General features: G+C 68.0%; 24 protein-coding genes. 23 read left to right on the top strand and 1 reads right to left on the bottom strand.

Annotated elements, in window-relative coordinates; translation table 11 throughout:
* Positions 1 to 192: 192 nt before the first annotated feature.
* The 19 genes from hslV to trmB all read left to right on the top strand — a co-directional run bounded on the left by hslV (position 193) and on the right by trmB (position 17,695).
* Positions 193 to 762 carry an ATP-dependent protease subunit HslV gene (gene hslV / locus ACWIEX_RS22580; RefSeq protein WP_274532901.1) on the top strand — a complete coding sequence of 190 codons (570 nt, stop codon included), beginning with the start codon at positions 193 to 195 and terminating at the stop codon, positions 760 to 762.
* Between the two features lie 41 nt (positions 763 to 803).
* A complete protein-coding gene (hslU, locus tag ACWIEX_RS22575) occupies positions 804 to 2,114 on the top strand; it encodes an ATP-dependent protease ATPase subunit HslU (protein WP_454035171.1) in 1,311 nt (436 codons plus the stop codon).
* A gap of 80 nt (positions 2,115 to 2,194) precedes the next feature.
* The gene (locus tag ACWIEX_RS22570; protein ID WP_061971143.1) at positions 2,195 to 2,455 is read left to right on the top strand and encodes a ribbon-helix-helix domain-containing protein; all 261 of its coding nucleotides are present in this window, start codon (positions 2,195 to 2,197) and stop codon (positions 2,453 to 2,455) included.
* Positions 2,452 to 2,766, top strand: a complete 315-nt coding sequence (locus tag ACWIEX_RS22565) for a type II toxin-antitoxin system RelE/ParE family toxin (RefSeq protein ID WP_454035170.1) — start codon at positions 2,452 to 2,454, stop codon at positions 2,764 to 2,766. Before ACWIEX_RS22570 ends, ACWIEX_RS22565 begins: the two co-directional genes overlap by 4 nt.
* A gap of 16 nt (positions 2,767 to 2,782) precedes the next feature.
* Positions 2,783 to 4,336, top strand: coding sequence for a murein biosynthesis integral membrane protein MurJ (gene murJ / locus ACWIEX_RS22560; protein WP_454035169.1), 1,554 nt, complete (start codon positions 2,783 to 2,785; stop codon positions 4,334 to 4,336).
* Between the two features lie 46 nt (positions 4,337 to 4,382).
* Positions 4,383 to 5,432 (top strand): tryptophan--tRNA ligase, encoded by a 1,050-nt coding sequence (gene trpS, locus ACWIEX_RS22555; protein WP_454035168.1) that lies wholly within the window; start codon positions 4,383 to 4,385, stop codon positions 5,430 to 5,432.
* Positions 5,433 to 5,505: 73 nt separating this feature from the next.
* Positions 5,506 to 6,000 (top strand): universal stress protein, encoded by a 495-nt coding sequence (locus ACWIEX_RS22550; protein ID WP_454035167.1) that lies wholly within the window; start codon positions 5,506 to 5,508, stop codon positions 5,998 to 6,000.
* Positions 6,001 to 6,209: 209 nt separating this feature from the next.
* Positions 6,210 to 6,770 (top strand): NifU family protein, encoded by a 561-nt coding sequence (locus ACWIEX_RS22545; protein ID WP_336813868.1) that lies wholly within the window; start codon positions 6,210 to 6,212, stop codon positions 6,768 to 6,770.
* A gap of 55 nt (positions 6,771 to 6,825) precedes the next feature.
* The gene (tsaB, locus tag ACWIEX_RS22540; protein WP_173043173.1) at positions 6,826 to 7,512 is read left to right on the top strand and encodes a tRNA (adenosine(37)-N6)-threonylcarbamoyltransferase complex dimerization subunit type 1 TsaB; all 687 of its coding nucleotides are present in this window, start codon (positions 6,826 to 6,828) and stop codon (positions 7,510 to 7,512) included.
* A 53-nt stretch (positions 7,513 to 7,565) separates the two neighbouring features.
* Positions 7,566 to 8,063, top strand: coding sequence for a GNAT family N-acetyltransferase (locus ACWIEX_RS22535; RefSeq protein WP_454035166.1), 498 nt, complete (start codon positions 7,566 to 7,568; stop codon positions 8,061 to 8,063).
* A gap of 83 nt (positions 8,064 to 8,146) precedes the next feature.
* Complete coding sequence (locus ACWIEX_RS22530) at positions 8,147 to 8,947, top strand: lysophospholipid acyltransferase family protein (RefSeq protein ID WP_454035165.1); 801 nt, start codon at positions 8,147 to 8,149, stop codon at positions 8,945 to 8,947.
* A gap of 106 nt (positions 8,948 to 9,053) precedes the next feature.
* Positions 9,054 to 10,424, top strand: a complete 1,371-nt coding sequence (gene miaB / locus ACWIEX_RS22525; protein WP_454035164.1) for a tRNA (N6-isopentenyl adenosine(37)-C2)-methylthiotransferase MiaB — start codon at positions 9,054 to 9,056, stop codon at positions 10,422 to 10,424.
* 252 nt (positions 10,425 to 10,676) lie between these two features.
* A complete protein-coding gene (locus ACWIEX_RS22520) occupies positions 10,677 to 11,783 on the top strand; it encodes a PhoH family protein (RefSeq protein ID WP_454035275.1) in 1,107 nt (368 codons plus the stop codon).
* A complete protein-coding gene (gene ybeY / locus ACWIEX_RS22515) occupies positions 11,780 to 12,352 on the top strand; it encodes an rRNA maturation RNase YbeY (protein WP_454035163.1) in 573 nt (190 codons plus the stop codon). The genes ACWIEX_RS22520 and ybeY overlap by 4 nt, the downstream gene beginning before the upstream one ends.
* 12 nt (positions 12,353 to 12,364) lie before the next feature.
* Positions 12,365 to 13,354, top strand: a complete 990-nt coding sequence (locus ACWIEX_RS22510; protein WP_454035162.1) for a hemolysin family protein — start codon at positions 12,365 to 12,367, stop codon at positions 13,352 to 13,354.
* The gene (lnt, locus tag ACWIEX_RS22505) at positions 13,354 to 14,949 is read left to right on the top strand and encodes an apolipoprotein N-acyltransferase (RefSeq protein WP_454035161.1); all 1,596 of its coding nucleotides are present in this window, start codon (positions 13,354 to 13,356) and stop codon (positions 14,947 to 14,949) included. Before ACWIEX_RS22510 ends, lnt begins: the two co-directional genes overlap by 1 nt.
* A 124-nt stretch (positions 14,950 to 15,073) precedes the next feature.
* Positions 15,074 to 15,487 (top strand): helix-turn-helix domain-containing protein, encoded by a 414-nt coding sequence (locus ACWIEX_RS22500; RefSeq protein ID WP_454035160.1) that lies wholly within the window; start codon positions 15,074 to 15,076, stop codon positions 15,485 to 15,487.
* Between the two features lie 128 nt (positions 15,488 to 15,615).
* Positions 15,616 to 16,848, top strand: coding sequence for a methionine adenosyltransferase (metK, locus tag ACWIEX_RS22495; RefSeq protein ID WP_454035159.1), 1,233 nt, complete (start codon positions 15,616 to 15,618; stop codon positions 16,846 to 16,848).
* Between the two features lie 151 nt (positions 16,849 to 16,999).
* Entirely contained in the window at positions 17,000 to 17,695 is a 696-nt protein-coding gene (gene trmB / locus ACWIEX_RS22490; protein ID WP_454035158.1) for a tRNA (guanine(46)-N(7))-methyltransferase TrmB, read from the top strand.
* Here trmB and ACWIEX_RS22485 read toward each other — a convergent pair.
* Positions 17,670 to 18,758 (bottom strand): DUF2336 domain-containing protein, encoded by a 1,089-nt coding sequence (locus ACWIEX_RS22485; RefSeq protein ID WP_454035157.1) that lies wholly within the window; start codon positions 18,756 to 18,758, stop codon positions 17,670 to 17,672. The genes trmB and ACWIEX_RS22485 overlap by 26 nt on opposite strands.
* Before the next feature lie 219 nt (positions 18,759 to 18,977).
* On the opposite strand from ACWIEX_RS22485, the gene rimP reads away from it, so the two are divergent.
* From rimP to infB, 4 genes are read left to right on the top strand one after another with little or no spacing between them, the layout of a single operon-like run.
* Positions 18,978 to 19,673: a ribosome maturation factor RimP gene (gene rimP / locus ACWIEX_RS22480; RefSeq protein WP_454035156.1), complete on the top strand. Its 696-nt coding sequence runs from the start codon at positions 18,978 to 18,980 to the stop codon at positions 19,671 to 19,673.
* A 5-nt stretch (positions 19,674 to 19,678) separates the two neighbouring features.
* The gene (gene nusA, locus ACWIEX_RS22475; protein ID WP_454035155.1) at positions 19,679 to 21,271 is read left to right on the top strand and encodes a transcription termination factor NusA; all 1,593 of its coding nucleotides are present in this window, start codon (positions 19,679 to 19,681) and stop codon (positions 21,269 to 21,271) included.
* A 14-nt stretch (positions 21,272 to 21,285) separates the two neighbouring features.
* The gene (locus ACWIEX_RS22470; RefSeq protein WP_454035154.1) at positions 21,286 to 21,975 is read left to right on the top strand and encodes an RNA-binding protein; all 690 of its coding nucleotides are present in this window, start codon (positions 21,286 to 21,288) and stop codon (positions 21,973 to 21,975) included.
* Positions 21,972 to 24,791: a translation initiation factor IF-2 gene (gene infB / locus ACWIEX_RS22465; RefSeq protein WP_454035153.1), complete on the top strand. Its 2,820-nt coding sequence runs from the start codon at positions 21,972 to 21,974 to the stop codon at positions 24,789 to 24,791. Before ACWIEX_RS22470 ends, infB begins: the two co-directional genes overlap by 4 nt.
* The last annotated feature ends 55 nt before the right edge of the window (positions 24,792 to 24,846 follow it).

Here is a 24,846-nt window from a genome sequence, read left to right as displayed (position 1 = left end):
TGGCAGGGCTTTCCGGCCCTGCCGAAAGCTTTCGGTCGTCTTCGAGAGAGCGTCATGACTCAAGGGAAGGGTCCGCCTTCCGCCAAACGACGTGCCAGGGTGGCATGGCGGCTTGCCCCTTGATAGAGCGGCCTCGCCTGAACATGTTTGGCGTGACCCGCCGCCCCGTCTCGATTTCCGGTTAGCCATCTCATGTCCGAAAACAGCAATGTCCCCGTCATGCACGCCACCACCATCCTGATGGTGCGCAAGGGCGGGCGCGTCGTCATCGGCGGCGACGGCCAGGTCTCGCTCGGCCAGACCATCATGAAGGGCAATGCCCGCAAGGTCCGCCGCCTCGCCAAGGGCGAGGTGATCGCGGGTTTCGCCGGCGCCACCGCCGATGCCTTCACCCTGTTCGAGAGGCTCGAGAAGAAGCTCGAGCAGTATCCGACTCAGTTGCTGCGTGCCTGCGTCGAGCTCGCCAAGGATTGGCGCACCGACCGCTATCTGCGCCGTCTGGAGGCGATGCTGCTGGTCGCCGACAAGGAGGTTTCGCTGCTGATCTCGGGCACCGGCGACGTGCTGGAACCCGAGGCGAGCGAGCACGGCGCGGTGATGGCGATCGGTTCGGGCGGCAATTACGCCCTCTCGGCGGCGCGCGCGCTGATCGATGTCGAGCCCGATGCCGAGGCGATCGTGCGCAAGGCGATGAAGATCGCCGGTGACATCTGCGTCTACACCAACCACTCGCTCGTCATCGAGACGCTCGAAGCGGCCTGATTGATTTTCCCGCCAGGCCCGTTCACCGGATACTGCACGCAATGACCAGCTTTTCCCCCCGCGAGATCGTTTCCGAGCTCGACCGCTTCATCGTCGGCCAGAGGGACGCCAAGCGCGCCGTCGCCATCGCCCTGCGCAACCGCTGGCGCCGCCAGCAGCTCGAAGGGCCGCTGCGCGAGGAGGTCTCGCCGAAGAACATCCTGATGATCGGGCCGACCGGCTGCGGCAAGACCGAGATCGCCCGCCGTCTGGCGAAACTTGCCAACGCGCCCTTCCTCAAGGTCGAGGCGACCAAGTTCACCGAGGTCGGCTATGTCGGCCGCGACGTCGAATCGATCGTGCGCGACCTCCTGGAGGTCGCGATTGCGCTGGTGCGCGAGAGCCGCCGCAAGGATGTCCAGGCCAAGGCCCATGTCGCGGCCGAGGAGCGCGTGCTCGATGCGCTGGTGGGCGCCAATGCCAGCCAGGCGACGCGCGATTCCTTCCGCCGCAAGCTGCGCGCCAACGAGCTCGACGACAAGGAGATCGAGGTCGAGGTCGCGGCCGGCGCCGGAGCCTCCGCGCCGATGTTCGAGGTTCCCGGCATGCCCGGCGCCTCGATCGGCGCGATCAACCTCTCCGACATGCTCGGCAAGGCCTTCGGCCAGAAGGGCAAGCCCAAGCGCGTCCTGGTCAAGGATGCCTACCAGCCGCTGCTGGCCGAGGAGAGCGACAAGCTGATCGACCAGGACGCGATCATCCAGGCGGCGATCCGCGAGGTCGAGGAGAACGGCATCGTCTTCCTCGACGAGATCGACAAGATCTGCGCCCGCGAGGGCAAGGGTGGCGCCGATGTCTCGCGCGAGGGCGTGCAGCGCGACCTGCTGCCGCTGATCGAGGGCACGACGGTCGCGACCAAGCACGGCGCCGTGAAGAGCGACCACATCCTGTTCATTGCGTCGGGCGCCTTCCACGTCTCGCGCCCCTCCGACCTGCTGCCGGAACTGCAGGGCCGCCTGCCGATCCGCGTCGAGCTCAACCCGCTCGATATCGAGGATTTCAAGCGCATCCTGACCGACACGGAAGCAAGCCTGATCAAGCAATCCGTCGCGCTGATGGCGACAGAGGAGGTCTCCGTCACCTTCACGCCCGATGCGATCGACGCCATCGCCCGCATCGCCGTCGAGGTGAACTCCACGGTCGAGAATATCGGCGCCCGCCGGCTCCAGACTGTGATCGAGCGCATTCTGGACGAAATCTCCTTCACGGCGCCGGACCGCTCGGGAGAGGCCGTGACGATTGATGCTCCTTACGTCGAGGCGCGCATCGGCGACCTTGCCAAGAATGCCGACCTGAGCCGGTTCATCCTCTGACGAGAGCATGAGACGAGCGGCACCGCGATGGCTTATGTCTTCAAGATTGTGTATCTTGAAGACATAAGGGAGCCCGAACCATGTCTCGAACGACGACCATGACCGTGCGCATCGGCAGCGCGCTCAGCGAGTTCGTGGCGGGCAAGGTCGGTGACGACGGCCCCTACGAGAATGTCAGCGAGTATGTCCGCGACCTGATTCGCCGCGACAAGGAGCGTGCTGAAAGCGAGGCTTTCCAGCGGCTCAAGGCCGAGCTGACCCATGCCTTCGCGGCGCCGGATTCCAGCTACCGGCCCCTGACGGCGGCAGAGGTGATCGCGCGCAACAAGGCACGGGCGTGACGGCTGTTCGTATCCAGGAAGCGGCGTCGCGCCGCCTGGACGAGATCTATCGCTACACCCTGGAGCAGTTCGGCGCCGTGCAGGCGGAACGCTATATCGAGGGACTCTTCGAGGCTTTCGGCAGGATTGCGACGCATGGCGTGCTCTCCCGCCCGGTGCCGGCCGATTTCGGGGTCCACGGCTTCAGCTTCCGCTATGAAAGCCATGTCGTGTATTGGCGCAGGCTTGCGAACGGCGATATCGGCATCGTGACGATCCTTCACCGGCGCATGCATCAGATCGATCGCTTCCGCGAGGATTTCGGATTGTGATCGGGAATCCCCGGCCTTGAGCGAACAGCCCTCCCGCCTCGCTCGCGATTCCGCCGTCGTCGGCGCGGCCACGATCGCTTCGCGCCTGCTCGGCTTCGCGCGCGACGTGCTGATCGCTCGGTTGCTCGGCGGTGGGCCGGTGGCCGATGCTTTCCTCGCGGCCCTGCGCTTGCCCAACCTCGTCCGGCGCGTGCTGGGTGAAGGCGGGCTCAATGCGCCCTTCGTGCCGCTCTATCTCGCCATCAAGGGCGGGCGCGGAGAGGTGGCGGCGCGCCGCTTTGCCGGCGAGGCTGCCGGGCAGATCGGCTTGCTGTTGCTGGTCTTCGTCGGCCTGGGCGAGCTGTTCGCGCCCTGGCTTGTGCTCGGTCTGGCCGGTGGTTTCGCCGAGGCGCCGGAGACCCTGGCGCTGGCGGCCTCCTATACGCGGTTGATGCTGCCCTTCCTGTTCCTGACGACCCTCGCCTCCATGCTGGCGGCGCTGCTCAATGCCGAGAAGCGCTTCGCCGTCGCGGCTTTGGCCCCGGCGCTGATGAACGCGATCCTGCTCGCTGTGCTCCTGTTGCTGCACGCCAGCGGCGCGCAGCCGGAGGCCGGCGCGCGCTGGCTCGCGCTCTGTACCAGCCTGACCGGTCTCGCCCATCTCGTGATGATCCTGCTGGCGCTGCGTGGCCCTGGCCTGCCGCGACCAAGCCTGCGCTGGTCGCCGGACATGACGCGGCTCGTCCGCACCGGCGGCGCGACCTTGCTCGCCGCTTCCGCCGCACAGCTCGTCCTGCTGGTGGCGACCCAGATCGCTTCGATCGGCTCGGGTGCGGTCGCCGCGCTCTACTATGCCGATCGCGTCTTCCAGCTCCCGCTCGGCTTCGTCGGCGTCGCGATGGGCACGGTGGTGCTCTCCGACATGGCGCTGGCGGCGAAGCGGGAAGGCCCTGACGCCATGCTGGGGCAGGCACTGGCTTTGGGGCTCGCGCTTGCTCTGCCGGCCGCGACGGCGCTGGTTGTGCTGGCCGAGCCGATCGCCTCCGTGCTGTTCGAATATGGCCGTTTCGATGCCACCGATCGCGGGCGCACGGCGGCAGCGCTGGCCATGCTCGGCTACGGCCTGCCCTTCGCCATTGCCGCAAAGGTCTTCGGCCAGGTCTATTTCGCGCGCCGGGCGCCGCGCCTGCCGCTGATCTCGGGTGGTATCGCAGTTCTCGTGGCGGCGCTGGTCGGATTCGGTCTGGCGAATGAAGGCAATGCGGCGGCTATGGCGGCGCTCGCCGCGACCTTCGCCTTCGTGGCGCAGGCTGCCCTGCTTGGCGGGACGCTGCTGCGCGACGGTATCTGGCGTCCGAGCGTGAACAGCTTGCGGCCGATCGCCGCCAGCCTCGCGGCAAGCGCGATCATGCTCGTCGTGCTCGAACTGCTGCTCAGGCTGCTGGCCGGCTCTTTGGCCGCCGATCAGCTGGCGCTGCACCGGGTCGGGGCGCTCGGCCTGCTCTGCCTTGCAGGGCTCGCGACCTATGTCGCAGCGGGCTGGATGCTGGGCGCCTTCGGCGCTCTCCCCTTGCGCAAGCGGCGGGGTTGAGCCAGAAGCGCCGCTTCCCTTCTCCATCGTGACGACGGAGTGCCCCATGTCGGGTTTTCATCAGCGCGTATTCTCAGGCATGCAGCCGACCTCGACGCTGCATCTCGGCAACTATCTGGGCGCGCTGACCAACTGGGTCGCGATGCAGGAGACGCATGATTGCGTGTTTTGCGTCGTCGACATGCACGCGATCACGATGTGGCAGGACCCGGCCGATCTGAAGCGCGCCATCCGTGAGGTCACCGCCGCCTATATCGCGGCCGGCATCGATCCGCAGAAGAGCATCATCTTCAACCAGAGCCAGGTCCCTGGCCATGCCGAGCTTGCCTGGATCTGCAACTGCATCGCGCGGCTGGGCTGGATGAACCGGATGACCCAGTTCAAGGAGAAGGCCGGCAAGGACCGCGAGAACGCCTCGCTCGGCCTCTATGCCTATCCGAGCCTGATGGCGGCCGATATCCTGCTCTACAAGGCGACGCATGTCCCGGTCGGCGAGGATCAGAAGCAGCATCTCGAGCTGACCCGCGACATCGCCCAGAAATTCAACAACGACTTCGGGCCGCAGATCGCGGAACGCGGTCTCGGTACCGGCGAGCTCGGCTTCTTTCCGCTGCCCGAGCCGATGATCATGGGACCGGCGCAGCGTGTGATGAGCCTGCGCGACGGCACCAAGAAGATGTCGAAATCGGACGCGTCCGATTACTCGCGCATCAACCTGACCGACGATGCCGAGTCCATCGCGCAGAAGATCCGCAAGGCCAAGACCGATCCCGAGGCGCTTCCCTCGGAGCAGAAGGGGCTGGAGAGCCGGCCGGAGGCCGAGAATCTCGTCGGCATCTATGCCGGCCTGTCGGGCATGTCGAAGGATGCGGTGCTCAAGCAGTTCGGTGGCGGTCAGTTCTCCGGCTTCAAGGCGGCGCTGGTCGATCTCGCGGTCGAGAAGCTCGCGCCGATCGCCGGCGAGATGCGCCGCCTGCTGGCTGAACCGAAGCATATCGACGATATCCTCGGCGCCGGTGCGGACCGCGCCGATGCGATCGCCGCGCCGATCATGCGCGAGGTCAAGGACATCGTCGGCTTCGTGCGCAGTCGTTGACGCTGGGTGCACTTGCGCCGGGGTGCCGGCGCGGGCCACCATGCCCGTCCCTGAAGCGGCGGCAGGACAGTTCATGGTCAAGAGACGGCGGTCCTACGAGACGGGCCATCGCCCGAAATTCCTCGCCGTCGTCGACGGCAGCGAGGAATGCGCCAAGGCGATTCGCTTCGCTGCGCGCCGCTGCGCCCGTGTCGGCGCGGCGATCGTCCTGCTCGGCGTCGCCACTCCGCCCGAGCACGAAACCTGGCTCGGCGTCGGCGAAGTGATGCAGGCCGAGGCCGAGGCCGAGGCCGAGAAGCGCCTCGAAACGGCGGCGGCAGCGGTGCGGACCCTCGCGGGCCTCGAACCCGAGAAGGTCGTGCGCGTCGGCAACAAGGCCGACGAACTGGTGAAGCTGATCGAGGAGGACGAGGATATCTCGCTGCTCGTGCTGGCAGCCGGCACCAGCAGCAAGGGGCCGGGCCCGCTGGTCTCGGCGCTCGCCGGCAAGTCCTCGGCGAGCTTCCCGATCCCCGTCGCCATCGTGCCGGGCCATCTCGAGGACGAGGAGATCGACGCCCTCGCCTGAAGGCGGCGGCTCTCCCCGTCATTGCGAGCGCAGCGAAGCAATCCAGGGGGGCTTGGCTGAGCGTTCCAACCGGCCCCCCTGGATTGCTTCGTCGCTTCGCTCCTCGCAATGACGGGTTGTGGTGCTGCTTCCTGCTGGAATGATTCCAGCCGGCAGCCTATATCGGAGCCAGGAACGGCGACCTTGAATCGCCGGTACCGGAGGTATCCATGTTCATCCAGACCGAAGCCACGCCGAATCCGGCGACCCTGAAGTTTCTCCCCGGCCGCGCCGTCATGCCCGACGGCACGCTCGACCTGCGCGACGTCACCGACGCCGAGCGTTCGCCGCTGGCACAGCGGCTGTTCGGCGTTTCCGGCGTTTCCGGCGTCTTCCTCGGCTCCGATTTCATCACCGTCACCAAGTCGGACGGCGAATGGCCGCATCTGAAGCCCGCGATCCTCGGCGCCATCATGGAGCATTTCATGTCGGGCGCTCCGGTCCTGGCAGCCGGCTCGGCCGCCGATGTGATCGAGGAGGGCGAGTTCTTCGATCCTGCCGATGCCGAGACTGTCGAGACGATCAAGGACCTGCTTGAGACCCGCATCCGCCCGGCGGTGGCTGGCGATGGCGGCGACATCACCTTCCGCGGCTATCGCGACGGCACAGTCTATCTTGCGATGAAGGGCTCCTGCTCGGGCTGCCCCTCCTCGACCGCGACGCTGAAGCACGGCATCCAGAACCTGCTGCGCCACTTCCTGCCGGATGTGCGCGAAGTCGAAGCCGTCTGAGCGAAGCGGGATTGTTGGTGACGATGAGCGTGGCCTGTCGCGGAATGACATTCTGATGCGCATTCTCGCGATCGATACCGCGCTCGGCGCCTGCTCGGCCTGCGTGCTTGACACGGCCGACATGGTGAAGCCCCTGGCGATCGAGCAGATCGCCATGGATCGCGGCCATGCCGAGGCGCTGATGCCGCTGGTCGAGCGCGTGATGAAGGATGTCGAGGGCGGCTTCGGCTCGCTCTCGCGCGTCGCCGTCACCGTCGGTCCCGGCAGCTATACCGGCCTGCGCGTCGGCGTCAGCGCGGCGCGCGCCATCGCCTTCGCCGCCGGCATCCCGGCGGTCGGCGTCACCACGGTCGCGGCCTGCGCCGCCCCCCTGATCGGGCGCGAATCGGGCCGTGTCATTGCCGCCGCGCTCGATGCCAGGCACGGCCAGGTCTGGTTCCAGGCCCTGACGGCCGAGGGCAAGCCGCTGGTCTCGCTCCGGCAGGTCAGCTATCGCGACGCGGCCCGCGCCATCGGGGCAGGCCCCGTCAGCCTCGTCGGTTCTTCGGCGCTGGCTGTCGCCAATGAAGCCTGGGCGATCGGGCTCGATGCGCTGGTGATCGACGATGCCAGGGCGCCTGACATCGCCTGGGTCGCCCGGCTCGGCTTCATCGCCGATCCCGAAACAGCGCCGCCCCGCCCGCTCTACCTGAAGGCGCCCGAGACGACGCCGCAGGACAAAGCCCGCCTGCCGCGCCGGTGAGCGTATACCCCAAATGGTGGTTGCCGCTGCGTCAGTCTGTGCGAACAGGCGGCATGGATTGGCTGCGCAGACTGCTTCACCCTGATTCGGCCCCGCCGCGCACGATGCGGCTCGATGCCGGCCATGCCCTCGATGTCGCGAGGCTGCACCATCAGGGCGGCTTCGCTCGCGGCTGGGAGCCGGCCGAGTGCGCAGCGCTGATCGCCGATCCGGCGGTCGCTGCGGACGGCGTCTTCAGCGGCGGCAGCCAACACCCCGAGGGCTTCGTCATCTCGCGTAGGGCTGCCGATGAGGCCGAGATCCTCAGCATCGTCGTCGCGCCCGCCCGCCGCCGCGACGGTTTCGGCCGCGCGCTGCTCGCCGCGCATCTTGCTCGATTGGCAGAGGAGGGCGCGGTCCAGGTCTTCCTCGAGGTCGAGGAGGGCAATCTGCCGGCGGAGCGGCTCTACCGCCATTTCGGCTTCCGCGAGGTCGGGCGGCGCAAGGGTTACTACCCCAAGCTGGACGGCTCCCGCGCCACCGCGATCGCGATGCGGCTCGATCTTGCGTGACAAGGCGGCGCAATCGCGCCATTGACGGCATCTGACCTCCCGATGAGATTGCCCGTCCCGCCGATGACCGGACCCGCCAGCGCATGAACGGACTCCGCTTCGGCGCGCTCGCCCGTCTGGTGATGCTATGCACGGGCACGCTCGGGCTCGTCCTCGCACAGCTCGTCGTCATGCGTGTCGCGCCGAAACGGCGCGGCGTCCTCCCGCTGCGCTTCCATCGCCTGACCTGCTGGTGCCTGGGCGTTCGGCGGCAGGTGCGCGGCGCTCCGCCGCCGGCCGGGACTGGGGCGCTGATCGTGTCCAACCACGTCTCCTGGCTCGATATCGGCGTGATCGGTGCCGAGCGTGAGCTCGCCTTCGTCGCCAAGAGCGAGGTCGGCCAATGGCCGGTGGTCGGCTTCCTCGCCAATCTCCAGCGCACCCTCTACATCGACAGGCAGCGCCGCAGCGCGACCGCCGGCATGGCCGCGACCATGGGGGCACGCATCGCCGGCGGCGAGGAGGTCGTGCTCTTTGCCGAGGGTACGACCGGCGACGGCACGCGCATCCTGCCCTTCCGCTCCTCCCTGCTCGGCGCCGCGCATCAGGCGATGGGCGATGCCACGGCGGATGTGACGGTCTATCCGCTGACCCTCACCTATATCGGCTGGCAGAACCTGCCGGGTGGCCGCATCGGCCGCGCAGCGCTCGCCTGGTATGGCGATACCGAGCTCTGGCCGCATCTCAAGCATGTGCTGGAATGCGGCGCGATCGATGTCGAACTGGTCTGGGGCGAGCCGATCGTGATGGGGCGGGCGACCTCGCGCAAGGAGGCGACGCGACTGGCTGAGGCGTCGGTCCGCAAGGCGCGCCGCCGGGCCGTCACGGGTCGTTCCGAGGAATGACGCTGGCTGGTCCGCCGCTTGCTTATCCTTCCCCGGCGCCCCGTGACCGTTCCCAAGGCGCCCGATCCGCAGTAAAGGATGCGCTTTGGAGACCCGATCCGCACCGATGAAGAAAGTCCATATCAAGTCCTTCGGCTGCCAGATGAACGTCTATGACGGGCAGCGCATGGCCGACATCCTGAGCCATCAGGGCTATGAGGAGACGGCGACGCCGGAGGGCGCGGACCTGATCCTGCTCAACACCTGCCATATCCGCGACCGAGCGGTGCAGAAGGTCTATACCGAGCTCGGCAAGCTGCGCGACATCAAGAAGGCGCAAGGCACTGAGGGCCAGGAGACGAAGATCGTCGTCGCCGGCTGCGTCGCCCAGGCCGAGGGCGGCGAGATCCAGCGCCGCCAGCCCGCCGTCGACCTCGTGGTCGGGCCGCAGGCCTATCACCGCCTGCCGGAGCTTCTGGCCGAAGCGGGCAAGCGCCGCGTCGTCGATACCGATCTGCCGATCGAGGACAAGTTCGGCTTCCTGCCGGCGCCGAAGCGGCAGGCGATCCGCGCACGCGGCGTTTCCGCCTTCGTCACTGTGCAGGAAGGCTGCGACAAGTTCTGCGCCTTCTGCGTCGTGCCCTATACGCGCGGCGCCGAGTTCTCCCGGCCGGTTTCGCAGATCATGGCCGAGGTCGAGCGCCTCGCCGAGGCCGGCGTGCGCGACGTCACCCTGATCGGCCAGAACGTCAACGCCTACCACGGCGAGGGGCCGGACGGCGCCGTCTGGAGCCTGGCGCGCCTGATGCATCGTGTCGCGGAGGTGCCGGGCATCGCCCGCATCCGCTACTCGACCAGTCACCCGCGCGATATGGACGACGATCTCATCGCCGCCCACCGCGACCTGCCGCAGGTGATGCCGTTCCTGCATCTGCCGGTGCAGGCGGGCTCGGATCGCATCCTCGCCGCGATGAACCGCAAGCATACCGGCGACGAGTATCGCCGCCTGATCGAGCGCATCCGCGAGGCGCGGCCCGACATCGCGCTGTCCTCGGATTTCATCGTCGGCTTCCCCGGCGAGACCGATGCCGATTTCGAGGAGACGATCCGCCTGGTCGACGAGATCGGTTTCGCGTCCAGCTATTCCTTCAACTATTCGCCGCGCCCCGGCACGCCGGCGGCCGAGCTCGCGGCGCAGGTTCCGCGCGAATTGATGAACGAGCGGCTCTACCGTTTGCAGGCACGCATCGAGCATCATCGGCAGGCCTTCAACGCCGCCATGGTCGGACGGACTGTGGATGTGCTCCTGGAAAGGCCGGGACGGTATCCCGGACAGCTTGCCGGCAAGTCGCCCTATCTGCAGGCTGTGCAGATCGAGAGCGAAACGAATCAGATCGGCGATATCGTGCGCGTGATGATCGAGAGGACGAGCACCAATTCCCTGTTCGGCCGGCTGGTGGAGCCCGGCGACGCCAGTGGGAAGGGCCTGGCCGCTTGAGCGCGCCCCGCCTCGTCACCATTTGCCAGGGATGGGCGGCGGCCTGTCATCAGGCTGAAATTGTTGCGTCCGGTTATGCTGCGAGACGACCCGGCCGGGCGCTCCTGCCCGGGTGGAATAGGTACCGGGAGCGGATCATCCCTCTCCCGGACCTGAAGCGAGGCGACGCATTTGGCACAGGCTGATTCGACGACGCAAAGACCCGACCGGAACCCGCGGCGCGATCTCGCGCCTGCCCGCCCCGAAGGCGGTGTGCGCGAAAGCGCGGGCCGCGACGGGCTGGCGGCGACGGAGGTCGTGCTCTCCTTCGACGACAATGGCCTGGCCAGCCTGGTCTTCGGCCAGTACGACCAGAATCTCGCCCATCTCGAGCGCCGCCTCGGCGTCGTGGTCAGTCCGAACGGCAACCACGTCACCGTCAAGGGTCCCCGCGAGACGGCCGAGCAGGCCGGGCGCGTGCTGAAGACGCTCTATGCCCGCGCCAAGGCCGGCGCGCCGGTCACCTTGGGCGAGGTCGATGGCGCGATCGAGGAAAGCAACGTCCAGCGTTCGCTCTTCCCGACAGCGGATGCCGGCAAGACCTCCTTCGACGCGGTCGTGACGCGCAAGCGCGGACCTGTCAGGGCGCGCAATGCCGCGCAGGATGCCTATCTGCGCCAGCTCAAGCGCCATGAGCTCGTGCTCGCCGAGGGCCCGGCCGGCACCGGCAAGACCTGGCTCGCCGTCGGACATGCCGTCTCGTTGATCGAGCAGGGCGTGGTCGAGCGCATGATCCTGTCGCGCCCGGCGGTGGAAGCCGGCGAGCGGCTTGGCTTCCTGCCCGGCGACATGCGTGAGAAGGTCGACCCCTATCTGCGCCCGATCTACGACGCGCTCAACGATTTCATGGAGGCGCGCCATGTCGAGCGCGGCCTGCAGACCGGCATGATCGAGATCGCGCCGCTCGCCTTCATGCGCGGCCGCACCCTGACCAATGCGGTGGTGCTGCTCGACGAGGCGCAGAACACCACCTCGATGCAGATGAAGATGTTCCTCACCCGCCTGGGCGAGGGCTCGCGCATGATCATCACCGGCGATCCCTCGCAGATCGACCTGCCGCCGGGCCAGCGTTCCGGCCTCAACGAGGCGGTGAAGCTGCTCAAGGATGTCGAGGGCGTCGGCTATGCCCGCTTCGAGGAAGGCGACGTCGTCAGGCATGATCTGGTGCGGCGCATCGTCATGGCCTATGAGAGCGCGGCGCGCCACGAGCGCGCGGAGCGGGAAGAGCGCATGCGCAATCCCGATGCGCCCCCGGATCTCAACCGGGAAGGTGACAGCGAAGGGCTGAAGCGGATGTTGGCGCGGGAGCGGCCGCGATGAACGATCGACCTCGCGGGCGGCGCCTGGCGCCGCCACCCGAGAAGACGTCTCCGGAGATCCATCTCGACCTCAGGGCGCAGTCGCGCCGCTGGCACGAGCTGGGCAAGCTGGCGAGCCTGCGCGCGCTGCTGAACGAGGCGCTGGAAGCCGGGATCGCGGTCGCGCCGCGCAAGCCCATGCCCGGCGCCGAGCTCAGCCTGCTGCTCACCGACGACAGGCGCATCCGCACCGTCAACCGCGACTGGCGCGGCTTCGACAAGGCGACGAACGTGCTCTCCTTTCCGGCCGCGCCGCCGGAGCGCATCGCGCAGAGCCCGCTGCTCGGCGACATCGTCATCGCCTATGAGACCGTGCTGCGCGAGGCCGACGCCGAATCCAAGAGCGCGACCGACCATCTGCGCCACCTCGCCATCCACGGCCTGCTCCATCTCCTCGGCGAGGATCACGAGACCGAGGCGGAGGCGCGCCGCATGGAAGCGCTCGAAATCGCGGCACTTGCCCGCCTCGGCGTGTCCGATCCCTATGCCGGTGCCGAGCTCGTCACGGCGCCCGTTCCTTCTTCCGCGTAAGCCCCCACGATCATGAGCGACGACAGTCGACAATCCCAGAACGAAACCGCCGGCCGTGGCCTCGGCCATTGGCTCGGCCAGTTCCTCGACCGCCTCGGCCTGCGCGGCGGCGGCACCGCCCGCGAGGAAATCGTCGAAGCCCTGGCTGAGGAGAACGGCGAGCTCGCCGATCTCTCCGTCCAGGAACGCGCGATGCTCACCAATGTGCTGAGCCTGCGCGAGCGCCGCGTCGACGACGTGATGATCCCGCGGGCCGACATCGTCGCCGTCCCGGCAGACGCAACGCTGGACGAATTGTTCGCGCATTTCCGCACCGCCGGCCATTCGCGCCTGCCGGTCTTCGACGACACGCTCGATGATCCCCGCGGCATGGTCCATATCCGCGACTTCCTCGAATATATCGCCGAGAAGGCCCGGCCCGGGGAGAACCAGCCGCCGGAAGAGAACGGCAAGCTCGCCATTCCGCATACGCTTTCGGCTGTCGATCTCTCGACGCGCCTGTCCGAGACGAAGCTGCTGCGCCCCGTCCTCTATGTTCCGCCCTCGATGCCGGCGGTCGACCTGCTCGTCCGCATGCAGTCGACCCGTACCCATATCGCGCTGGTCATCGATGAATATGGCGGTACCGACGGCCTCGTCTCGATCGAGGACCTGATCGAGATCGTCGTCGGCGATATCGAGGACGAGCATGATCTCGAGGAGACCCCGATCGTTCCCGCCGGCGAGAACCGTTTCACGGCGGATGCGCGCGCGACCCTCGCCGAGCTCAAGGCCGCGACCGGCGTGGACCTGTCCGGCAACGAAGTGGCGGATGACATCGACACGCTCGGCGGATTGATCGTCACGCTGGCAGGCCGCGTGCCGACTCTTGGAGAGATGGTGAGGGGGCCGGATGGCCTCAGCTTCGAGATCCTCGATTCGGACCAGCGCCGCGTGAAGCGTCTGACCATTCATTGCCATAGCGCGCCCGCCGCCGAAGAACCGGCGATGGAGCCCGGCTGATGGCTCTGGCGCGGGTAGCCGAGGCCGTCATCCTGGGTTGGGGCTGGCGCAAGCGCGTGATCGCGCTGATCGCCGGGGCGAGCGGCGCGCTTGCCCTGCCGCCGCTGGATCTCTGGCCGCTCCTCATCGTGCCGATGACCATTGCGGTCTGGCTGATTGACGGCGCCGTCGGCACCAGCGCCTGGCGCCGCTTCCGGGCCGCCTTCGCGGTCGGCTGGTGGTGGGGCTTCGGCTTCTTCCTCGCCGGCCTGTGGTGGCTCGGCGCCGCCTTTCTCGTCGAGGCCGACAAGTTCGCCTGGGCGATGCCGCTCGGCGTCGTCGCCCTGCCGGCTTTCCTCGCGCTCTTCCCGGCCTGCGCCTTCGGCCTGGCGCGGCTGGCCTGGCCCAAGGGCGCTGGGCGCATCCTGGTGCTCGCCGCTATGCTGGCGCTCAGCGAATGGCTGCGCGGCCATGTCCTGACCGGCTTTCCCTGGAATCTCTACGGCATGATGCTGGCGGGCGAGATCCATCTCGCGCAGGCCGCTTCGCTCGTCGGGCTCTACGGCCTGACCTTACTGGCGGTGGCGATCGGCGCGGCCCCGGCTGTGCTCGGAACGGCGCGGACGCCAGCGGGGCGCAACCTGCCGCTGCTGCTGGCGCTCGTCGCATTGGCCGGCCTCTTCGCCTTCGGATACTGGCGCCTGCCGGCCGGCCCGTCGCCGCTCGTCGCCGGCGTGAAGCTCAGGCTGATGCAGCCCAACCTGCCGCAGGATGCCAAGTTCAACGGCAATAACGGTGCGGCGATCCTCGAACGCTATCTGGAGCTGAGCGACCGGGCGACCGGCCCGGCCACGCCCGGCCTCCAGAGCGTCACGCACCTGATCTGGCCGGAATCGGCCTTTCCCTTCCTGCTCGGCCGCACGCCCGGCGCCTTGTCGCGCATCGCCGCGGTGCTGCCGCCGGACGTGACGCTGATCACCGGCGCGGCGCGCGCCGGCGAAACGCTGCCCGGCGAAAGCCGGCCGCCGATCTACAATGCGATCCAGGTGGTCAATGACGAGGGCGTCATCGTCGCGAGCTACGACAAGGTCCATCTCGTCCCCTTCGGCGAATACCTGCCGCCGTTCCTGGAGACGCTGATCCGCCGGGTCGGTCTCTCCGAGTTCGTCTCGATCCCCGGCGGCTTCGCTTCGGGCAGCGCCCGGATGCCGCTCGCGATCAAGGGGCTGCCGACGGCCGCGCCGCTGATCTGCTACGAGGCGGTGTTTCCGGGCGACGTTGCCGCGCGCGGCCCGCGTGCCGGCTTCTTCCTGAACCTGACCAATGATGGCTGGTTCGGCCAGACCAGCGGCCCTTACCAGCATTTCGCGCAGGCCCGTCTGCGCAGCATCGAGGAAGGCCTGCCGCTGGTGCGCGTCGCCAATACCGGGATTTCCGCGGTGGTCGATCCTTACGGCCGCACCGTGGCGAGCCTGCCGCTGGGCGTCGAGGGCGTGCTGGACACAGGGCTACCGCGCAGCGGCCCCGTCACGCTTTATGCCAGGGCGGGGGATATCGCCTTCGCGGGATTGCTGCTTCTTTTTCTGGCGTTTTCCCGGTTTCGCGCCCGAAATTAATCCCGATTGGAACTTTTTCGCGGCAGAGGGTGGATTAGCTGCCGCACCTATAATAAAGGACGCTTCCGCTCCGACCAGGATGGCGGCTCCTGGTCATGACACTGATGCTAAAGCAGGGTGAATCATGATCAAGAAGGTCCCCAATCCGATCGACAAGCATGTCGGCAGCCGCGTCCGCATGCGTCGGATGCTTGCGGGCGTCAGCCAGGAGAAGCTGGGCGATGCACTCGGGCTGACCTTCCAGCAGGTGCAGAAATACGAGAAGGGCTCCAACCGCATCAGCGCGAGCCGCCTCCAGCAGATCGCCAAGATGCTGGATGTGCCGGTGGCCTTCTTCTTCGATGGCGCTCCGACCGGCGACCTGCCCGAGCCCGGCTTCGCCGATTCCGCCGCGACGACCTATATTTCCGAGTTTCTGGCCACCAGCGAGGGTGTGCAGCTCACCAAGGCCTTCACGCAGATCAAGAGCGGCCGGGTTCGCCGGCGCATCATCGATCTCGTCGAGGCGCTCGCAGAGGAAGACGCCGGAACGGCGTGATATCGCCCTCGTTTCGTTCGATGTGACGAACGATCCTCCCGATAAGCGGACTTTTCCGCTTGACGACGAACGCGTCCGCTGCAATGACGGATTTTCGTCGGGCTGGCGCCGCTGCGCCGGCCTTTTCCATGTGCCGATTCAGGGAAGCGCCGACCGTGTCACGCCAGAATTACCTGTTCACCAGCGAGTCCGTCTCGGAGGGGCATCCCGACAAGGTCTGCGACCGCATCTCCGACGAGATCGTCGATCTGTTCTTCAAGGAAGCGGCCAAGGCCGGCATGGATGCGAGCAAGGTCCGCGTCGCCTGCGAGACGCTTGCGACCACCAACCGCGTCGTCATCGCCGGTGAGGTCCGTACCTCGCTCGACGAGAAGGCGATGAAGAGCAAGGTCAAGTCGGCGGCACGCAAGGCGATCAAGGCGATCGGCTACGAGCAGGACGGCTTCCACTGGAAGAAGTGCAAGATCGACGTGCTGCTGCATCCGCAGTCCGCGGATATCGCCGTCGGCGTCGATGAGGCCGGCAACAAGGATGTCGGTGCCGGCGACCAGGGCATCATGTTCGGCTATGCCAGCCGCGAGACCCCTGAGCTGCTGCCCGCCCCGATCTATTACGCCCACAAGATCCTCGAGACGCTGACGCTCGCCCGCAAGAAGGGCGAGGGCGCGGCCGCCAAGCTCGGCCCCGACGCCAAGAGCCAGGTCACGGTCAAGTACGAGAACGGCAAGCCGGTCGGCGTCACCCAGATCGTGCTCTCGACCCAGCATCTCGACGAGACGCTGACCTCCGCCGACGTCCGCAAGATCGTCGAGCCCTATATCCGCCAGGCGCTGCCGGATGGCTGGATCTCCAAGGACACGGTCTGGCACATCAACCCGACCGGCAAGTTCGTGATCGGCGGCCCGGACGGCGACGCCGGTCTCACCGGCCGCAAGATCATCGTCGACACCTATGGTGGTGCTGCTCCCCATGGCGGCGGCGCCTTCTCGGGCAAGGACCCGACCAAGGTCGATCGCTCGGCGGCCTATGCGGCGCGCTATCTCGCCAAGAACGTGGTCGCGGCCAAGCTCGCCGACCGCGCCACGATCCAGCTCTCCTACGCCATCGGCGTCGCCAAGCCGCTGTCGATCTATGTCGACCTGCACGGCACCGGCAAGGTCGACGAGGCCAAGCTCGAGGAGGTCCTCGGCAAGCTGATCGATCTCTCGCCCAACGGCATCCGCAACCATCTCGGCCTCAACAAGCCGATCTACGCCAAGACCTCGGCCTATGGCCATTTCGGCCGCAAGGCCGGCCGCGACGGCTCCTTCTCCTGGGAGAAGACCGATCTCGTCGACGCGCTGAAGAAGGCCGTCGCCTGATCCAGCGTTTTCGCTTGAACTGACGAGGCCGGGGCTGATCGCTCCGGCCTTTTCATTTTGCTACAGGCGTCCTATCCGCGCCGTCATCCCGGATCGGCGCGGCTGGAGCCGCTTGTCCGGGATGACCTCGGTTCCTGCGAGACGATTTCGAATGACCCACGACCCCGATCATGACGACCGCGCCTTCTATGGCCGCCGCAAGGGCAAGGCCCTGCGCGACGGCCAGAGCCATCTGATCGAGCACACGCTGCCGCGTCTGCGCCTGCCGGAAGGCGGGATCGCCGATCTGAAGGCGCTGTTCCCGCAAGCTGTCGAGGCGGTCCGGCTGGAGATCGGCTTCGGCGGCGGCGAGCATCTGCTGATGCGGATGCGCGAGAGCCCGCAGATCGGCTTCATCGGCGTCGAGCCCTTCATCAACGGCATGGCCAAGTTCCTGGCCGTCGCCGAGCGCGAGGGGCTGACCAATATCCGCGTCTGGGACGACGATGCCGCCCTTCTGCTGCCGCGCTTGCCGGCCGGCAGCCTCGATGCGATCGACCTGCTCTATCCCGATCCCTGGCCGAAGCGCCGCCAGCGCAAGCGGCGCTTCGTCTCCGAGCATACGCTCGGCCTGTTCGCGCGCGCGCTGCGGGCGGGCGGGCGCTTCCGCTTCGCCAGTGATATCGACGACTATATCGGCTGGACCCTGTCGCGCCTGATGGCCTCGCCCGATTTCGACTGGACCGACGAACGGCCGGGCGACTGGCGCACGCCCTATCCCGGCTGGATTCGCACCCGTTACGAGGCGAAGGCGGTCCGCGAGGGGCGCATCTCCAGCTATCTCACGGCTTTGCGTCGCGCATCCTGAGGAAGCCGAGCACGCGCTGGGCGGTCCCCTGGGCGAGGTTGCGGAAGCTTTCGCGGGCGCGCTCGACGGAGGCCTGCGACTTGCCGAAATCCTTGCGCAGCGAGATCAGCGCCGCCGTCGTCTCCCACGACCAGCCGAGCGCGCGCGCCACCAGCAGCACGGCCTCGCGATCGCTGCCGAGAATGATCTGCTCGCTCGCCGGCAGGCCGAGCTGCGCCAGCACGGCGACGCCGCAGATCGCATGTTCGGCCGCGCCGTCGCGGGCGTAGTCGCGGACCCTGGCCTCGTCGAGCAGACCGGCTTCGTTCAGTTCGCGGATTTCCACGAGGGCGGCGCTGATGGCGCCGAGCTCGCCGGGCATCTGGCCTCCGGCGGCGATCGCGTCCGCTCCGCGTTCGACCGCGCCGTCGACCTCGCCCGCCAGGACGGGTTCGAGGCTCTCGCTGAGCCGGCGCCGGGCGGAGTTCTTGGCGGCAGTCATGAGCTGGTCGACGAGTTCCGCCGGAATGTCGCGCCTCAAGCCCAGCGTGGCCTGGAGCGCATCGTCCTGCGCCGCCCGCATCACCAGCACGCCCATGCCGTGGCGGGAGAAGCGCGCGGTCTGGTTGGCCGCGACCGCATGGGTGACGACGCGCCCGCCGCGCAGGATCAGGAAATCGGTGACGGGTTCGCCGAGCTCGGGCCGCTCGGTGATCGCGAGCATATGGTCGCGCCCCTTGGCGGCGGAGACCGCGACGAGGTCCTGGTCGTTGAGGCGCGGCGACTGCACCAGCACGGCGCGCGCCACGGCGATCTCGTCGAGGGCGAGCTGGCGGACGACGCCGCTCGGCGCGTTCGGCACCGGCGCGAGCCGCTCCGACAGTTCGACGCGGGCGCGCAGTTCGATGGCGCGCGACAGCCGCCCGATCACGACGTCGAAGACGCCGACCTGCTCCTCGTCCATATGGACGGCCGTGGCCAGGAACAGATCCGTCAGCCGCGAGAGGATGTCGGCGCGCTCGTCGTTCGAGCCGCGCAGCATCGTGGATTCGAGATCTCGCAGCAGCGAGCCGACCGCACTCATACCTGATCCTCAACCGCTATCCCGTCATGCACTCTGGCATGCGAAGGATGACCATCGGGTTAGCGCCGCCGTGACCGAGCTTGCATATCGGGGCGATGCGGACTAAATAGCGGGCAACAGCTCTGGTATCGGTTAACGCCGATGATCAAGAGCGGGCCCACCGGCCCGCTCTTTTTTATTGGCCGCGACCCGCCGGAGGCAGACGGAACGGTCCGCGCCATGAGTGAACCCACCCACGAGCCGACAACGGCACCCGATCAGGAACCCCGCCTCGTCGTCGAGGGTGGCGTCGCGGCGCGTGTCGCCGTGATCATCGAACCGGCGATCGTCGATCTCGGCTACCGGCTGGTGCGCGTGCGCGTCAGCGCCCAGAATGGCTGCACCGTGCAGATCATGGCCGAACGGCCGGACGGCACGATGAATGTCGAGGGTTGCGAGGCGATCAGCCAGGCGGTCTCGCCGGCGCTCGATGTCGACGACCCGATCCAGGCGGCCTATCATCTCGAGGTCTCGTCGCCGGGCATCGACCGGCCACTGGTGCGCGCCAGCGATTTCGAGCGCTGGGCCGGCCATCTCGCCAAGATCGATACGAACGAGCTGGTCGCCGGGCGCAAGCGCTTCCGTGGTATCCTGCGCGGTGTCGCCGGTCAGGACGCGCTGCTGACGCGCGACGACGCCAAGAGCGAGGAAGAGCGTGACGTCGCGATTCCGATGCGGGCGATCGCCGAGGCCCGCCTCGTCCTGACCGACGCGCTCGTCACCGAATCGCTGCGCCGCGGCAAGTCCGGCCTGCCGCCGGAGATGCCGGCCGCCGAAGAGATCGCCAGCCCTAAGAAGGGCCGAGGGAAATCGCTGGGACCGCGGCCGACCAAGGCCGGCGAGACGGCCCCGCCAGACAATAACGAAGAGGAGTGAGCGTCATGGTCGTCAGCGCCAACCGGCTCGAACTGCTGCAGATCGCCGACGCGGTCGCCCGCGAGAAGTCGATCGACCGCCAGATCGTCGTCGACGCCATGCAGGACGCCATCGCCAAGGCCGCCCGCTCGCGCTACGGCGCCGAGACCGACGTCCATGCCGAGATCAACACCAAGACCGGTGAACTGCGCCTCGCCCGCCATCTTCAGGTCGTCGACCTCGTCGAGAACCCGGCGATCGAGATCACGGTCGACGAGGCCAAGCGCCATAACCCCGCTGCCCAGGCCGGTGACGTCATCGCCGATCCGCTGCCGCCCTTCGATTTCGGCCGCATCGCCGCTCAGTCGGCCAAGCAGGTCATCGTCCAGAAGGTCCGCGAAGCCGAGCGGGACCGCCAGTACGACGAGTACAAGGATCGCATCGGCGAGATCGTCAACGGCGCGGTCAAGCGCGTCGAATACGGCAATGTCTTCGTCGATCTCGGCCGTGGCGAGGCGATCATCCGCCGCGACGAGATGATCCCGCGCGAGACCTTCAAGGTCGGCGACCGGGCCCGGGCCTATGTCTACGACGTGCGCCGCGAGCCGCGTGGCCCGCAGATTTTCCTGTCGCGCACCCATCCGCAGTTCATGGCCAAGCTGTTCGGCCAGGAAGTGCCGGAGATCTATGACGGGATCGTCGAGGTGAAGGCCGTTGCCCGCGATCCGGGCTCGCGCGCCAAGATCGCCGTCATCAGCCGCGATTCCTCGATCGACCCGGTCGGCGCCTGCGTCGGCATGCGCGGCTCGCGCGTGCAGGCCGTCGTCGGCGAATTGCAGGGCGAGAAGATCGACATCATCCCGTGGTCGCCGGATGTCGCGACCTTCGTCGTGAACGCGCTGCAGCCGGCGGAAGTCGCCAAGGTCGTGCTCGACGAGGAAGCCGACAAGATCGAGGTCGTGGTCCCCGACGAGCAGCTCTCGCTCGCCATCGGCCGCCGCGGCCAGAACGTCCGCCTGGCCTCGCAGCTCACCGGCTGGGACATCGACATCCTCACCGAGCAGGAGGAATCGGAGCGCCGCCAGAAGGAATTCGTGCAGCGCACCGACCTGTTCATGAACGCGCTGAACGTCGACGAGACGGTCGGCCAGCTCCTGGCTTCGGAAGGCTTCCGCAATGTCGAGGAGGTCGCCTATGTCGACCTCTCCGAGCTCGCCTCGATCGAGGGCTTCGACGAGGACACCGCCGGCGAGATCCAGAGCCGCGCGCAGGAGCATCTCGCCGCGGTCGAGGCCGAGTTCGACGAGAAGCGCCGTGCGCTCGGCGTCGAGGACGCCTTGCGCGAGGTCGAGGGCGTCACCACATCCATGATGGTCGCGCTCGGCGAGAACGACGTGAAGAGCGTCGAGGACCTCGCGGGCTGCGCCACCGACGATCTCGTCGGCTGGACCGAGCGCAAGGATGGCGAGACCACCCGCCACGCCGGCTATCTCGATGGGTTCGACCTGTCGCGCCAGGAGGCGGAAGCGATCATCATGGCCGCGCGTATCCACGCCGGCTGGATCGAGGCGCCGGCCGAGGAGCCTGAGGCGGAAGCCGATGAGGCGGCCGAGGCCTGAGCGGAGCCCGCGTAGTGAAAGCGGCGGCGCAGAAGGAATCGGAACGGAGTTGCGTGGTCACCCGTGCGGTGAAGGCGCCTGACGATCTGATCCGCTTCGTCGCCGGGCCGGACGGCATGCTGGTGCCGGATCTCAGGCGCAAGCTGCCCGGACGTGGTGTCTGGGCCAGCCTCAGCCGCAAGACGGTCACCGAGGCGATCAAACGCAAGGCCTTCGAGCGCTCGCTCAAGGCGAAGGTCGCGGTTCCCGCCGACCTTCCGGAGATGATCGATGCGCTGATGCTGCGCGATGCGCTCCAGGCGCTGTCGATGGCCAACAAGGCGGGGCTCGTGATCGCGGGCTTCGCCAAGGTCGAGGCCCTGATCGGCTCGGGCCGTTGTATCGGCGTCATCGCGGCCAGCGATGGGGCCGATGACGGCAAGCGCAAGATCGGCCAGGCCATCAGGCGGATCGGGGTGGCCCGTGAAGCCGAAGGGCTCAAGGCCCGTGAACTGCCCGTCGTCGCTATTTTCACGGCGGCGGATTTGGAATTGGCGTTGGGGCGGGCACATGTGATACATGCCGCGCTTGCTCCGGGACCAGCGGCCGAGGGCGTCCTCTCCCGCTGGCGTCGGCTCGTCCGCTACCGGACGGACGATGCCGCCGCATCCGACCAGAACGATACCGAAGACACGACCGAACCGGCAGGACCGAACGCGGAATGACCGATACCAAGACCCCGGGCGACAAGACGCTGACCGTCAACCCGCCCAAGACCCTGTCGCTGAAGCGGCCTGTCGAGCAGAGCACTGTTCGCCAGAGCTTCTCGCATGGGCGTACGAAGCAGGTCGTCGTCGAGGTGAAGCGCCGCGCCGCCGGGCACGAGGTCAAGGAGCCGGTCGCGCCGCGTGCGCCCCAGGCCCCGGCTCCCCAGGCGGCCCCGCCGCGCCCGGCCGCTCCGCAGCCGCCCCAGCGCCCGGCCAGCAGCATGCTGCTGCGCACCCTCTCCGATGAGGAGAAGGACGCCCGTCAGCGCGCGCTCTCGGAGGCCCGCAGCAGCGAGGCCGAGGCCCGCCGGATCGCCGAGGACGAGGCGCGCCAGCGTGCCGCCGCCGCCGAGCGCGAGCGCCAGGAGCGTGAAGCCGCCGCCGCGCGTCAGCGCCAGGAGGAAGAGCGCCGCCGTCAGGAAGACGACCAGAAGCGCCGGGTCGAAACCGCCGCGCGTCAGCGCGACGACCAGCCCGTCCGCCCGGCTTCGCCGCCCCCGGCCCGCGAGGATGCGCCTGCGTCCCAGGCGCCTGCGCCGCAGCCGACCCAGTATTTCGGCCGTCCGGCTCCCTCTGGACCGCGCGAGTTCACCTCGCGTCCGCCGATGCGCGATACCGGTGCGCGCCCGCCGCGGCTCGACAGCCGCCCGCCGCGCTCCGATGCGCCGCGCACGCCCCGCATCGACACGACGGCCCCGTCGGAGCCCGCGATCGCCCGGCCGGTGCGCCAGGCGCCCTCGGCCAACACGACTCGCAACCGTTCGGATGATGTCGACGTCAAGGCCGCGTTCCGCCGCCCTGGCCTGAGCGCCGGCGCCGGCCGTGGCCCGGCTCCCGCCGCGCCCAAGACGCCGAAGACCACGAATGACAAGCCGCGCGGCCGCCTGACGCTGTCGACCGCGACCGGGAGCGAGGACGAGCGGACACGTTCGGTCGCCTCGTTCCGCCGGCGCGTGCAGCGCATGACCGGCCATCGGGCTTCCGATGTGCAGAAAGAGCGCGTGATGCGCGAGGTGATCATCCCCGAGACGATCACCATCCAGGAACTCGCGAACCGCATGACGGAGCGCGGCGTCGACGTCATCCGCCTGCTGATGAAGCAGGGCGCGATGCACAAGATCACCGACGTGATCGATGCCGATACCGCCCAGCTCATCGCCGAGGAGATGGGCCACACCGTCAAGCGTGTCGCCGAATCCGACGTCGAGGAAGGTCTGTTCGACACGCCGGATACCGACGAGACCCTGGCCTCCCGCCCGGCGGTCGTGACGATCATGGGCCATGTCGACCACGGCAAGACCTCGCTGCTCGACGCGATCCGCAAGACCAAGGTCGTCACCGGCGAGGCCGGCGGCATCACCCAGCATATCGGCGCCTATCAGGTGACGACCCCGCTCGGCACCCAGGTGACCTTCATCGACACGCCTGGCCACGCCGCCTTCACGGCGATGCGCGCCCGCGGAGCCAAGGTGACGGACGTCGTCGTGCTGGTCGTGGCCGCCGATGACGGCGTCATGCCGCAGACGGCCGAGGCGATCCATCATGCCAAGGCCGCCGGCGTGCCGCTGATCGTCGCGATCAACAAGGTCGACAAGGCCGACGCCAACCCCGACCGCGTCCGCGCCGAATTGCTCCAGTACGAGATCCAGGTCGAGACGCTCGGCGGCGAGACCCTCGAAGTCGAGGTCTCCGCCAAGACCGGCCACAACCTCGACAAGCTGCTGGAAGCGATCTCGCTTCAGGCCGAATTGCTCGATCTCAAGGCCAATCCTGATCGCGCCGCCGAAGGTACGGTCATCGAGGCCAAGCTCGATCGCGGCCGCGGTCCGGTTGCCACCGTGCTCGTCCAGCGCGGCACGCTGCGCACCGGCGACATCATCGTGGCCGGCGCCGAATGGGGCCGTGTCCGCGCCCTGATCGCCGATACCGGCGCGCAGGTGAAGGAAGCTCCGCCGTCCATGCCGGTCGAGGTTCTCGGCTTCAACGGCACGCCCGAAGCCGGCGATCGCGTCGCGGTCGTCGAGTCCGAGGCCCGTGCCCGCGAGATCACCGATTACCGCGAGCGTCAGCGTCGCGACCGCCTTGCCGCCCGCGGCGCGGCTTCGGGCGCCGGCCGCTCGCTCGCCGAGATGATGCGCGAGCTCAAGGAAGGCGCTGGCCGCAAGGAGTTCCCGCTCGTCGTCAAGGGCGACGTGCAGGGCTCCGTCGAGGCCATCGTCGGAGCGCTTGAAAAGGTCGGCAACGAAGAGGTTCGCGCCCGCGTGCTCTCGTCGGGCGTCGGCGCCATCACCGAGTCGGATGTCACGCTCGCCCAGGCTTCGGGCGCGGTGGTCGTCGGCTTCAACGTGCGCGCTCACAAGGAAGCGCGCGAGGCGGCCGACCGGGCCGGCGTCGAGATCCGCTATTACAACATCATCTATAACCTCATGGATGACGTGAAGGATGCGATGTCGGGCTTGCTGGCGCCGACGCTGCGCGAGACCATGCTCGGCAACGCGACGATCCTCGAGATCTTCAACGTCTCGAAGGTCGGCAAGATCGCCGGCTGCCGCGTCACCGACGGCACGATCGAGCGCGGCGCCAATGTCCGCCTGATCCGCGACAACGTCGTGGTTCACGAGGGCAAGCTCGGCCAGCTCAAGCGCTTCAAGGACGACGCCAAGGAAGTCGTGGCCGGCCAGGAATGCGGCATGTCCTTCGAGAACTATCAGGACATGCGCGCCGGCGACGTGATCGAGTGCTATCGCGTCGAAGAGATCAAGCGCAGCCTCTAAGGGCTGCGCTTCCTGAAACAGCGCGTCATGGCCGGGCGGAGCCCGGCCATCTCGT

It is taken from the genome of Allobosea sp. NPDC055353, assembly GCF_053644975.1.
The sequence above is the reverse complement of the archived record's forward strand: the minus strand, read 5'-3'. Positions and strand labels throughout refer to the sequence as shown.

Bases quoted from the DNA above. Each gene is read 5' to 3' on its own strand.
- rimP (WP_454035156.1), top strand. From the start codon at position 18,978: ATGAGTGAACCCACCCACGAGCCGACAACGGCACCCGATCAGGAACCC.
- ACWIEX_RS22570 (WP_061971143.1), top strand. From the start codon at position 2,195: ATGTCTCGAACGACGACCATGACCGTGCGCATCGGCAGCGCGCTCAGC.
- metK (WP_454035159.1), top strand. From the start codon at position 15,616: ATGTGCCGATTCAGGGAAGCGCCGACCGTGTCACGCCAGAATTACCTG.
- ACWIEX_RS22500 (WP_454035160.1), top strand. From the start codon at position 15,074: ATGATCAAGAAGGTCCCCAATCCGATCGACAAGCATGTCGGCAGCCGC.
- nusA (WP_454035155.1), top strand. From the start codon at position 19,679: ATGGTCGTCAGCGCCAACCGGCTCGAACTGCTGCAGATCGCCGACGCG.
- trmB (WP_454035158.1), top strand. From the start codon at position 17,000: ATGACCCACGACCCCGATCATGACGACCGCGCCTTCTATGGCCGCCGC.
- trpS (WP_454035168.1), top strand. From the start codon at position 4,383: ATGTCGGGTTTTCATCAGCGCGTATTCTCAGGCATGCAGCCGACCTCG.
- lnt (WP_454035161.1), top strand. From the start codon at position 13,354: ATGGCTCTGGCGCGGGTAGCCGAGGCCGTCATCCTGGGTTGGGGCTGG.
- hslU (WP_454035171.1), top strand. From the start codon at position 804: ATGACCAGCTTTTCCCCCCGCGAGATCGTTTCCGAGCTCGACCGCTTC.
- ACWIEX_RS22530 (WP_454035165.1), top strand. From the start codon at position 8,147: ATGAACGGACTCCGCTTCGGCGCGCTCGCCCGTCTGGTGATGCTATGC.
- infB (WP_454035153.1), top strand. From the start codon at position 21,972: ATGACCGATACCAAGACCCCGGGCGACAAGACGCTGACCGTCAACCCG.
- ACWIEX_RS22545 (WP_336813868.1), top strand. From the start codon at position 6,210: ATGTTCATCCAGACCGAAGCCACGCCGAATCCGGCGACCCTGAAGTTT.
- ACWIEX_RS22535 (WP_454035166.1), top strand. From the start codon at position 7,566: ATGGATTGGCTGCGCAGACTGCTTCACCCTGATTCGGCCCCGCCGCGC.
- ACWIEX_RS22485 (WP_454035157.1), bottom strand. From the start codon at position 18,758: ATGAGTGCGGTCGGCTCGCTGCTGCGAGATCTCGAATCCACGATGCTG.
- miaB (WP_454035164.1), top strand. From the start codon at position 9,054: ATGAAGAAAGTCCATATCAAGTCCTTCGGCTGCCAGATGAACGTCTAT.
- ybeY (WP_454035163.1), top strand. From the start codon at position 11,780: ATGAACGATCGACCTCGCGGGCGGCGCCTGGCGCCGCCACCCGAGAAG.
- tsaB (WP_173043173.1), top strand. From the start codon at position 6,826: ATGCGCATTCTCGCGATCGATACCGCGCTCGGCGCCTGCTCGGCCTGC.
- hslV (WP_274532901.1), top strand. From the start codon at position 193: ATGTCCGAAAACAGCAATGTCCCCGTCATGCACGCCACCACCATCCTG.
- ACWIEX_RS22510 (WP_454035162.1), top strand. From the start codon at position 12,365: ATGAGCGACGACAGTCGACAATCCCAGAACGAAACCGCCGGCCGTGGC.
- ACWIEX_RS22550 (WP_454035167.1), top strand. From the start codon at position 5,506: ATGGTCAAGAGACGGCGGTCCTACGAGACGGGCCATCGCCCGAAATTC.